At 42.3% G+C, this 9832-nt stretch carries 12 protein-coding genes; 7 read left to right on the top strand and 5 right to left on the bottom strand.

The genetic code is table 11. The annotated features are described in order from the left end of the window. Positions 1–30 precede the first annotated feature (30 nt). The 6 genes from JMX97_RS04650 (at position 31) to JMX97_RS04625 (ending at position 3759) form a co-directional block, all read left to right on the top strand. On the top strand, positions 31–303 hold the full coding sequence (locus JMX97_RS04650; RefSeq protein ID WP_201555770.1) for a hypothetical protein: 273 nt from the start codon (positions 31–33) through the stop codon (positions 301–303). Next, positions 304–963 carry a hypothetical protein gene (locus tag JMX97_RS04645; RefSeq protein ID WP_201555769.1) on the top strand — a complete coding sequence of 220 codons (660 nt, stop codon included), beginning with the start codon at positions 304–306 and terminating at the stop codon, positions 961–963. Positions 964–1072: 109 nt separating this feature from the next. Continuing rightward, on the top strand, positions 1073–1465 hold the full coding sequence (locus JMX97_RS04640) for a hypothetical protein (RefSeq protein WP_201555768.1): 393 nt from the start codon (positions 1073–1075) through the stop codon (positions 1463–1465). Positions 1466–1481: 16 nt separating this feature from the next. Further along, positions 1482–1637, top strand: coding sequence for a hypothetical protein (locus JMX97_RS04635; RefSeq protein ID WP_201555767.1), 156 nt, complete (start codon positions 1482–1484; stop codon positions 1635–1637). 63 nt (positions 1638–1700) lie between these two features. Further along, a complete protein-coding gene (locus JMX97_RS04630) occupies positions 1701–2246 on the top strand; it encodes an N-acetylmuramoyl-L-alanine amidase (protein ID WP_201555766.1) in 546 nt (181 codons plus the stop codon). 325 nt (positions 2247–2571) lie between these two features. Then, positions 2572–3759, top strand: coding sequence for a sugar transporter (locus JMX97_RS04625; protein WP_201555765.1), 1188 nt, complete (start codon positions 2572–2574; stop codon positions 3757–3759). A gap of 122 nt (positions 3760–3881) precedes the next feature. Here the strand turns inward: JMX97_RS04625 and JMX97_RS04620 are convergent, their stop codons facing one another. Next, the gene (locus tag JMX97_RS04620; RefSeq protein ID WP_201555764.1) at positions 3882–4928 is read right to left on the bottom strand and encodes a protein kinase domain-containing protein; all 1047 of its coding nucleotides are present in this window, start codon (positions 4926–4928) and stop codon (positions 3882–3884) included. A gap of 78 nt (positions 4929–5006) precedes the next feature. On the opposite strand from JMX97_RS04620, the gene JMX97_RS04615 reads away from it, so the two are divergent. Next, positions 5007–5987: an ATP-binding protein gene (locus JMX97_RS04615; RefSeq protein WP_201555763.1), complete on the top strand. Its 981-nt coding sequence runs from the start codon at positions 5007–5009 to the stop codon at positions 5985–5987. Between the two features lie 257 nt (positions 5988–6244). On the opposite strand, the gene JMX97_RS04610 is transcribed toward JMX97_RS04615, so the two are convergent. The 4 genes from JMX97_RS04610 to rarD form a co-directional block, all read right to left on the bottom strand. Next, a complete protein-coding gene (locus JMX97_RS04610) occupies positions 6245–7363 on the bottom strand; it encodes a ribonuclease Z (RefSeq protein WP_201555762.1) in 1119 nt (372 codons plus the stop codon). A gap of 44 nt (positions 7364–7407) precedes the next feature. Beyond that, entirely contained in the window at positions 7408–7656 is a 249-nt protein-coding gene (locus tag JMX97_RS04605) for a hypothetical protein (RefSeq protein WP_201555761.1), read from the bottom strand. Between the two features lie 122 nt (positions 7657–7778). Next, positions 7779–8447: a glutathione S-transferase gene (locus JMX97_RS04600; RefSeq protein ID WP_201555760.1), complete on the bottom strand. Its 669-nt coding sequence runs from the start codon at positions 8445–8447 to the stop codon at positions 7779–7781. 160 nt (positions 8448–8607) lie between these two features. Further along, on the bottom strand, positions 8608–9678 hold the full coding sequence (gene rarD / locus JMX97_RS04595) for an EamA family transporter RarD (RefSeq protein WP_201555759.1): 1071 nt from the start codon (positions 9676–9678) through the stop codon (positions 8608–8610). Between the last annotated feature and the right edge of the window lie 154 nt (positions 9679–9832).

The following is a 9832-nucleotide window of genomic DNA, read 5'->3' as shown; positions in this document are numbered from 1 at the left end:
TTTAGAAAGTTATTTGGTAAGGAGAAAGATATGCCAAAAGGGTTACAGGTTTTCGATGAAAATGGTATCAACGTATTAGATACTAATTCAGGTACAGTAAAAATATTTGGCAAGTTTGATTATGATCCAAATGTTGTGGTTTTCTATAGTGATTTATTTGCAACAGAAACACCCTTTTTCATCGCGAGTCCTAGTATGCGATATGAAGATAGCCAAGTTAAGGTGGAGTTTTCAGGCAATAAGTGTACAGTAACTAACACAAGGTCATCTTTTAAACGTAGTTTATACGTGGGGGTATATTAAATGAGCACAGGATTTGAGGTTGTAAATGACAACGGTAGTAAACAAGTATTGGACAAAGCACCTTTATTTGTGTTTAGAGATAAACTTGACCACAATAACCCCAACGGTTCAGGAAGGCAGTACGGTCAATTTTCAAATAAGCATGTATTTGCTACTAGACCGTATGATGGACATACGTTATTAACAAAACAAGGGGGCGCTTTTTACTGGTTAGATGACCCAGTAGATAACGAGCCTTATGCTCACGTAGGTATAGGCCAAGGCGAAGTCATAAGGTTTGACTATAACATCCCCGCCAATTCTACTGATAACTACGGTTTAGAGGTTTTCGGGGAATCAGGTTCTTTAGTTTACACAAGCAACCAAAAGGCGTTAAAGATACTGGACGTTGTTAAGTTCTCTGATATTAGGCCTGAGCTAACCACCGTAAACGGTAGGAATACCTGCTGGTCAAAAAATTACATTGGGAAGAATGTTGCAGCACTAACAATCCAATTTCCAGCGTGGAATAAAAACTCTGATTTGATGACTATAGCTTTAGCAAAAAGAGGAGATACTTACGCATTAGAAGCAGCCGTTGAAGTCAGTAATGATAGTAATGGTGATATTGTTCCAGCATGGGGTTTGTACGTTTTAATAATAGACGTCACGGGATACTAGAAAAAATTGGTTATTACTGATAAGTATAACTATAAGTAATATATAAATAGTGGATTATTAATACAGCACCTTAATCGGTGCTTTTTTATTGCCAAAATTAAGGAGATGTATGCCAAATAACACACCATTTATTGACGTTATTATATTAAAGCTGCTGGCGTTTCTGCCAAAAGTCTTTGCTGCTGTTATCGGCGCTGTTTTTGGCTTAATGCTAAGCGGCGACATCGGCAAGGACGGTAAAATACAAGTCAATATATCAGTTATCGTTAAGTTTACAATTGCTGTAACGATTAGTTTATTCGGTGGTCAAGCACACATCGAAATTTATGGGTGGCAAGATTATAGCCCAATGACGCAAGGCGCAATCATGCTCATGTGGGCAGTGTTTGGCATGTTAGCCATAGGTATTGTCTATCAAGCTGTCGCTCTCATGCAAGGTAAGCCAGCATCAGCAATCATCAAAGAGGTTAAAGACGCCGCTTTTGCCATCTTCGGCAAGTAATCAAAGGGAATAAATCATGAGAAGAAAATTTATCAAACTAGCAAAGAACCTAACTAGTATCGCAGTACAGAACAGCGAGGTTATCCAGCCATATGTCGAACCAAAGTATTATCGACGCGGCTTAGCAGCACTCAACGCACTGCATTGGGCGCTACGACTCGCAGACAAATAACAATCGACATTAATCACAGCCTCTATTCAGAGGCTTTTTTAATGTCTGAAAAAGGATAAATCTATGAGCACAGTTACTATCACAGCAGGCCACAGCAATACCGACCCCGGCGCAGTCAACGGCAACGTCACTGAAGCTGAAATCACTACTGATATGCGCAATATCGTCGCTTACTGCTTAAAAGATTTGGGCATCGATGCGATCACAGACGGTAAAGGGAGTGACAATCAATCACTACGCCAGGCTATCAAGCTGATCAAAAAAGGCAATGTCGCTATTGAGTTTCACTGTAATGCCTTTCACCTCCCAACCGCCGGCGGCGTCGAAGCACTAGCGCAACCCAAAGATAAAGCAATCTGTCAAAAACTCTGTGAAGCAGTTAGTGATGTGATGGGTATCCCAGTTCGCGGCTCTGCTGGTGGCTTTAAACCAGAAAACAGTGGCCAACACTCACGCCTTGGCTATGTGCGGAATGGTGGGATCATTTTAGAGCTATTCTTTATCTCTAATCCGACCGAGCTGGCAACTTATCAAGCCAAAAAATGGCCACTCGCACGTGAGATTGCGGATGTCATTGCTCAGCATGTTGGTGTTGGGTGCACTGGATAAAGATTGACGCAGTTTTTGGCGCAGTTTAATGTTAAACTATCACAATCAATCGAGACGTAGAATCATAAGGTTTTGATTTTACTTATTTTAATTGTGATGGGTTTGTATTGATTTACATCAAAGAGAGTTCGAGTCTCTCCAGCCCCACCATTTTTCGATAGTGACTTAAGTTTATCTAATTAAACGTTTGTCTCAAATACATATCAAATTAAACCTGCTATTAAGCAGGTTTTTTTGTGTCTGTTATTTGATAAATAAATCTTCTGAACATACTAATTCGCATGTTACCTCTCTCCTTTCTACTATTAATCTTTTATTGGATTTTATGAAACACAATCTCGAAGCGGGCACAGACTCTCTGCGGACTCAGTATTTTAGAGTGATCTTAATGGGCATCAGTGCGTTCGTGGTGAATACCACAGAATTCGTCCCTGTGGCGCTGTTGAGTGATATTGCCCAAGATTTTTCAATCACCACGGCAGAAACGGGTTGGATGTTGACGCTTTATGCCTGGATCGTCGCTGCCATGTCGTTACCGCTGATGTTATTGACCGGTAAATTGGAGCGCAAACGGTTGCTACTGGCCGTTTTCGTGGTATTTATTGCCAGCCATGTACTGTCCGTTTTTGCGTGGAGTTTTCAAGTACTGCTGATGAGCCGAGTCGGGATTGCTTTATCGCATGCGATATTTTGGTCAATTACAGCGGCGATAATACTGCGGGTGGCCCCTGAAGGTAAAAAGGCGCTAGCGCTTAGTGTACTTGCTACAGGTACCTCATTGGCGATGGTGCTGGGTGTTCCTATAGGACGATTGGTGGGTCAATGGTTTGGCTGGCGAACCACGTTTGGTGGCATTGGTGTGATTGCTTTTGTAGTTTTTGTTCTACAAGCAAAGCTATTGCCAACCCTGCCAAGTATGTTTGATGGGTCGGTCAAAAAAGTACCAGAATTACTTAAAAATCCATTATTGGTCTGCCTGTATTTGTTCTGCTTTGTGGTCTTTACGGCCCACTACGCCGCTTACTCTTATATCGAACCCTACATGCGTCAGGTCGGCTCAATCAGCGAAAACTTGGTCACCTTCGTGCTGCTACTATTCGGTGGCGCTGGGCTGATTGGCAGTGTGATATTCAGTCGTTGGGGTGATAAATCCAGTACGAAGCTAATGTTGGTATCTACAGTACTGATGTTACTGTCTATGGCCACGCTGTTGTTGGCGGTTAAATCTATATGGTCGCTGAGTGTGATTACCTTACTCTGGGGAGCCGCGCTCATGCTGCTTGTAATCTGCACCCAAGCTAAGGTCATTATAATTGATGAAAAGGCTCAAGACGTAGTGATGTCGATGTTCTCTGGTATGATTAATTTAGGCATTGGTGCCGGTGCTCTGCTCGGAGGCTATGCCGTCACCCATATCTCGCTGTCGAGCGTGGGATTCGTGGGTGCTGCCTTCGCTAGTGTGGCGCTGCTACTCATGATATTTATGATCCAACGCTTTCCTGCATTACGCTAAGCGTTGTGGTTAGATTTTTATTGTTAAAGGTCTATTTTAAATACGGATGTTAGAGGCAAGTACTTAAAGATGCCAGTCACTCAAGTGAGCTGGCATTTTGCAATAACTATACTATTTATAGCTTACAATTTGTCCAAATCTCTCAAAACCTCTTCCATATTTTTACAACGCCTTTCCACCCGTTTCGCCAGTAGCTTTTTAACAATATCTTGATAATTATGATATTCCTTCGGTAATATTGGAATTGGAATTGGTTTTTGGCAATGCTCAATCGCCCAATCTCTTAATGGCTCACTACTTTGCTTTGATATATTAAACGGTCGCATGCCTATCAGTATTTCATAAACCATTATCCCAAACGCATAGATATTGCTTTGCTGGGTTGCGCCCTGCCCTTGCCAGCGTTCAGGTGCGAGATAAGCCGGCGTACCAGCAGCATCTATTGAGTACTCTTGATCAAAGCATTTATTAACGCCTCTATCAGAGCCTTCAACAAAGCGTTCAGCTAGAGCAAAATCGGTCAGTAATAAACTAGGCGTTACGATTTCACTGTCAGCAGAATATATTTGATGCTCACTGAGCAAAATATTGCTAGGTTTTATATCGTTATGTAGCCAGCCACTATCGTGAAGATTGGTTATAAGGTGTGCGACCTGAACAATAAGTTGATATTTTTGCTGGTCTGTTAATGGCTGCCGTAAAAAATGCGCCAAGTTGCCATTTTTATAATAAGGCATAACTAGGATAGTGAGTTGCTGATTCTGCTTAAAGACTTCGATTTGCAAAGTATCATAAGCCAAGACTAGCGGCGCTATAACTAATATAGATTCGGCTTTTTTTTGAGCTTGAATTAGTTTTGATTTGTTTAAGGCAGTCGAGACAGCAATTTCATAATCAAGATTATCAAATGGATCACGGTTACTATCAGAGTTAAGTTGCCACTTAATCATAACGCTACCAAACTGTGAATGTTGTGCTCGCGTTAAGCCTTGATAGCTATTGGTTTTAGCGTTTCCTTGCTGACTAATACGCTGGTGACATACCTCAACATAACCTAACGTTGCCAGCACAGCAGTCAATGCCGTCAATAGAGGGGTGGATTGTTGTTTTAAAACCTGTTGAGCGCTAGAGGCTTGTGTTATGGACGAATTACTGGCACTATTTTTCATGGTACAGTCAAACCCTTATAAAGCCGCTACCGAACTATTAAACATAGCATTTATCTTTTTATTAATAATAGAGTAATTATGTCTTCCTCATCTGAGTCATCTAAGTCATCACTCCCTTACGCCCTACCCGATCCACTGCTAGATTTACTCAGCCAGTATTTACAGCAGCAAGTGACCCCAACTATTGAGATTGATCCTGAGCAGCTGGCCTATCGCTGGGTTGGTGGGCGTACTGGTCACTTAGAGCCATTGGTGGTCAATTTGTTTTTGAGCTTAGACGATTTACACGGTATCGATACGCAAAAATCGAAGCTGGTACAGAACACGCGGCAGTTCCTAAAAGGCTATCCAGCCAATCACGTGTTAATGACTGGTACACGCGGCGCAGGTAAATCATCTCTGATTCGCGCACTGCTCCAAGCCTATCATAGCGAAGGGCTGCGCATTATTGAGATTGCCCGTGATGACTTACTCGTGCTAGATAAGATTCGCGTGGCCATCAACGCCTTACCTGCTGACTGTAATTGTCGCTATGTGGTGTACTGTGATGACTTGTCATTTAACGGTCAAGATGAGAGCTACCGTACTTTAAAGAGCGTCCTTGATGGCTCGCTAGACTCCGAACAAGACAAGCTATTGGTTTATGCTACTAGTAACCGCCGTCATTTATTGCCACAGTTGATGAAAGATAACGTCAATATTTATGATGGGCAGACCGATGAGGTCAATCCTTATGAGACCATTGACGAGACCGTATCCCTATCTGACCGCTTTGGCATATGGTTGTCGTTTCATCCGATGAATCAGCAGACCTATTTGCAAATCGTTCAGCATTATTTAAGCTTACAACAAGCGCAAATAACAGATAGCGTTGTTGATAATAGTATTGATACTGACATTGGCACTGAGGTTGATAATAACGAAATGGCTGAAGATATCAGAGCCGATGCGCTACGATGGGCATCAGAGCGTGGTGGACGTTCGGGGCGTATAGCGTATCAATTTAGCCGATATTGGATAGGAAAAGCACAGTTAAAAGCTGCGGATAATGAGTTTTAAAATATTCAATACAAATTGCTAACGCGGGTCGTCAATTAGATTATGAGACTTAAAATGAGTGCATAGGCTAATTAATGACACGCTCCAAAGCTTTATTCAAAAATTACGACTCATTGCCGCGCTTCATCGTTATATAGCAGATTCACTTTAGAAAGAATGCAGTGCTATTAGGAGAAATTTTTCGAAGCCTCTGGAGTGGCGCAGCCACACAGCAAGCGAGTAAAATTTGTACCAGTAGCACGTTGTCATATCTGTGACTACTTTATCTTCAATTGACTATATATAGAGCCTAAATACTGTACGCGGCTATCTGACTGCTCATCTACTTCTGCTCCTCCATTAATCATATACTGGGCAAAATCCGCTGCTAGCCACAAATTACCTTTATACGCACTTTCTGCATCCAAGCGAATATGACCCATATTAGGCTTGAGGCTGCTTGGATTATCAAAGCCTTGATAGCGAGCGCTAAAGTGAGTCAGGATTAAATTATTGAGTCCGATATCTTGCGCGAATTTGCCGACTTGTTGGGCGCTACTGTGCATCGGATCGAAGTTTGGATTTTTAGTTTGAATGTTAGCCAACACTTCCGCGGTATAAGTCGCTTCATGTACTAATAAGTCGGCATCGTGTAGTGTATTCGAAAGTAAACTTGGCGTGTCATTATCTCCTGCCACGACGATTCTAGTACGTTGCTGCTCATCGTGAACATAATCTGCCGAAAGCAATAACTGCCCATTTTCTGTACAGACGTCTTTGCCTCGTTGCAGTTTACCCCAAAGTGCACTTGCTGGAATACCTGCTGCTTCAAGCTTATCCGTATCCAATATACGGTGATTGATAGTTTGAGTCACGCCAAACGCATGTGAAGCAACCCGATGTGATAACGGTGTGATATCAATGCTAACCTCATACTGATGCTGCTGCTGACTGTCTAAATGCAAATTGATTTTGCCATTTTTCTGGGACAAGACCTCCTCAATCGCCATGAAGTTAATGACGAAGGGAAGGTATAATTCGGTGGTTAAAATAAAAGCATCAAGCAGCGTAGCGATAGCTTGTGGTGCGATAAGAGTGAGCGGTGCAGTACGTCCTGACATAGCCATACTAGCAAGTAAACCAGGTAGCCCATAGCAATGATCGCCATGCACATGGGTAATGCAGATAACGGTCAGTTGATGTAGCGATAACTTGGTATGTAATAGCTGCTGCTGAGTACCTTCGCCACAGTCAATCAAAAGCCAAGGGCGTGACTTGCCAGTTTGCTGCTTACTACCTGAGGCATACGAGTTTAGGCACTCAATAGCCAGCGCGGTAACGTTGCGCTGCTTAGTGGGTACGCCCGCTGATGTGCCTAAAAAGGTTAGCCGTAGCATGGCTTATCTTTCATAAAACACACCTTGTTCATAAAACACATAATCTATGATAATTCACATAAGATGGTCTTATCACCTTCAACGATTTGGCCACCGCTAGCAAAGCATTGATTAACCATGCTCGACTCATATGACTTCCAGCCGCCATAAAAACTTGCCACACATAATAAAACGACCAGCAGTTTTTGTGACCATGCTTTGATCGACACCTGCTGCGGATCTATGGCTGGCTCTGTACGGCTTTCGACCTTAGTATGAGCCGTCTTGGTGTCCAAGTTATTGGGGTCTGTCATCACGTTACCTTATCAAGACTTTGTCTATTAATTTGCTATTAATTTGCTATTGATTCGTTATTGATTCGTTATTGAGTATAGTCAATGCTAAATAAAAACATCAAACGCAGCATCTTCTGTAGCTAAAACTGAATACGACCACCCTTTTCTTCAGCGCGTTTAAAGGCGTCACGTTCCTGACAGCGTTTGAGCCAATTTAATACATTAGCATATTTGCCGTCGCTTAATCCTGTACGTGATTTGGCTGCGACCACCGCAAAGTACATCTGAATATCTGCGGCACTAAAAGCTTCACCTGCGAACCAATGATTGTCTTGTAGCTGTTGCTCCATCATGGCCAATATGTTGGTAATACTGTCCTCAATCATACTGCTTTCGACCTGCTTTTGGATATTCTTGCTGATGGGTTTGACTAGCATTGGCGACCTTTCCACCACTTTAGTAAACACCAAACGCATAACTAATGGCGGCATTATCGACGCTTCACAAAAATGCAGCCAAAAAGTGTAGGCTTCCCACGCCGCTTCATTATCACCAGAGGGCTTAAGCAACTGTTCTTTATCATAGTGTCTGAGCAAGTACTCAATGATAAAGCCGGACTCGACTAGCACGCGATCGTCCACTTCTAATATTGGGGCGTGACCTAATGGATGGATTTTCTTTAGGCTATCTGGCGCAAGATAAGCTTTGGTGCGCTCATAACAGGTCAATTGATAGTCCACATTCAACTCTTCTAATAACCATACAATACGAAATGAACGCGAATTTTCTAAATGATGAAGATGTAACATAGACCATCCTAATAATAAATTATCGTGAGTCAAACATAGTGATATACACTTGTTATTAATAATAGCGTACTTAACTTACCTTTAACACAGCCTACGCGCTTTACCGTTACCAAAAACAATGCCTGTCTAGTCAGGTTTGAAATACAATCCCATAACAGCCTTATCTTGAATGTAGCTGTTCAATTTTATTGGTCATCTTATCGATTTTCTGTTGATAACGCTTGATTTTGCGAAACCGACGCGCGGTTAGTACGCCTTTAATACGGCGATTTTTTATACGACGACGCGGCGGGAAGCTATTAATTTGTGGCTCCCTATAACCATGTAAGCGGTTATCACGCCGGCGGCCTACGTAGCCAAGCGTACTATCCATAATCATAATAAATAGCGCGACAAAAATCATCGCATACATAAATAATGAGCCAGCCTCTTCGATACCTTGATTCAAAAACGTTAAAGAAAAAACAAGTAAAAAAATAGGTTCAAGATAGGATAAGGTGCCAAATAGTGAGACCGGCAGCTTACGACTGGCAATCATGGTCAGTGACATCGCCGCCGTGCTAATAATACCCAACAGCGGCAACAAATACCATAGCTTACTGGTCGATACCGCCAAATCAAAGCCACCACTGGTATAAAGCACCACTAAAACCAAGGGTAATAATAAAGTCAAATCCGACAGTAAACCAGTAATAGGCGGGACTGCCAACTTACGCCGCAATAGATAATAAGGAGGATAGCCCAGGCACACAAACAAGGTTGCCCACGATAGTGACCCAAATTGCCACACTTCATAAGCAATACCAACCGCCGCGCATAAAGTCGCAACCCACTGCAATTTACTGACATACTCATGATAAAAGAAGCGACCGACCAGTATCATCACTAATGGGTATAAGAAATAACCCAAGGTCACATCGAGGCCTAAGCCGTTAACCGGCCCCCACATAAACAGCCAAATTTGCCCCCCTAAAATCGGGGTGGGTAATATAAATAGCAGCCATTCTTTTCGAGTTTTTAAGGTCTTTAGATAATCAAAAACATGCTGCCACTGCTTTACTAGGCTCACCAACAACACCAGACTAAACAGCATCATCACCACGCGCCATGATGCCACTTGCGTACCCGATAGCGGGTGCAAAAATAGCCCAAACAAAAACAATAATGAGAATAAAAAATTGGCAGTCGACGCAGCAGCGGTTCCTTTCACAGTCTGGTTGGTAGTTAGCATAACAACAGCCTTGAAAAAATAGCCTTCAAAAAACAACCTTTATAAATAGGTTATATCGATAATACTTTATTAAAAAAACATAAAAGCCTCAGACGCGAACGTCAGAGGCTTCCTTTCACTTTGCCATTAGCCAATAAAACAATGCTAAGACAAT

The sequence above is a fragment of the Psychrobacter sp. 72-O-c genome, assembly GCF_904846605.1.
GTDB lineage: Bacteria > Pseudomonadota > Gammaproteobacteria > Pseudomonadales > Moraxellaceae > Psychrobacter.
Note: the sequence above shows the minus strand (reverse complement) of the source record. Positions and strands in the feature narration are given on the sequence as shown.

What these genes read in the sequence shown, in the direction of transcription:
- JMX97_RS04635 (WP_201555767.1), top strand. Translation starts at nt 1,482, where the DNA reads ATGAGAAGAAAATTTATCAAACTAGCAAAGAACCTAACTAGTATCGCA.
- JMX97_RS04600 (WP_201555760.1), bottom strand. Translation starts at nt 8,447, where the DNA reads ATGTTACATCTTCATCATTTAGAAAATTCGCGTTCATTTCGTATTGTA.
- JMX97_RS04625 (WP_201555765.1), top strand. Translation starts at nt 2,572, where the DNA reads ATGAAACACAATCTCGAAGCGGGCACAGACTCTCTGCGGACTCAGTAT.
- JMX97_RS04620 (WP_201555764.1), bottom strand. Translation starts at nt 4,928, where the DNA reads ATGAAAAATAGTGCCAGTAATTCGTCCATAACACAAGCCTCTAGCGCT.
- JMX97_RS04605 (WP_201555761.1), bottom strand. Translation starts at nt 7,656, where the DNA reads ATGACAGACCCCAATAACTTGGACACCAAGACGGCTCATACTAAGGTC.
- JMX97_RS04640 (WP_201555768.1), top strand. Translation starts at nt 1,073, where the DNA reads ATGCCAAATAACACACCATTTATTGACGTTATTATATTAAAGCTGCTG.
- JMX97_RS04630 (WP_201555766.1), top strand. Translation starts at nt 1,701, where the DNA reads ATGAGCACAGTTACTATCACAGCAGGCCACAGCAATACCGACCCCGGC.
- JMX97_RS04615 (WP_201555763.1), top strand. Translation starts at nt 5,007, where the DNA reads ATGTCTTCCTCATCTGAGTCATCTAAGTCATCACTCCCTTACGCCCTA.
- JMX97_RS04650 (WP_201555770.1), top strand. Translation starts at nt 31, where the DNA reads ATGCCAAAAGGGTTACAGGTTTTCGATGAAAATGGTATCAACGTATTA.
- JMX97_RS04610 (WP_201555762.1), bottom strand. Translation starts at nt 7,363, where the DNA reads ATGCTACGGCTAACCTTTTTAGGCACATCAGCGGGCGTACCCACTAAG.
- rarD (WP_201555759.1), bottom strand. Translation starts at nt 9,678, where the DNA reads ATGCTAACTACCAACCAGACTGTGAAAGGAACCGCTGCTGCGTCGACT.
- JMX97_RS04645 (WP_201555769.1), top strand. Translation starts at nt 304, where the DNA reads ATGAGCACAGGATTTGAGGTTGTAAATGACAACGGTAGTAAACAAGTA.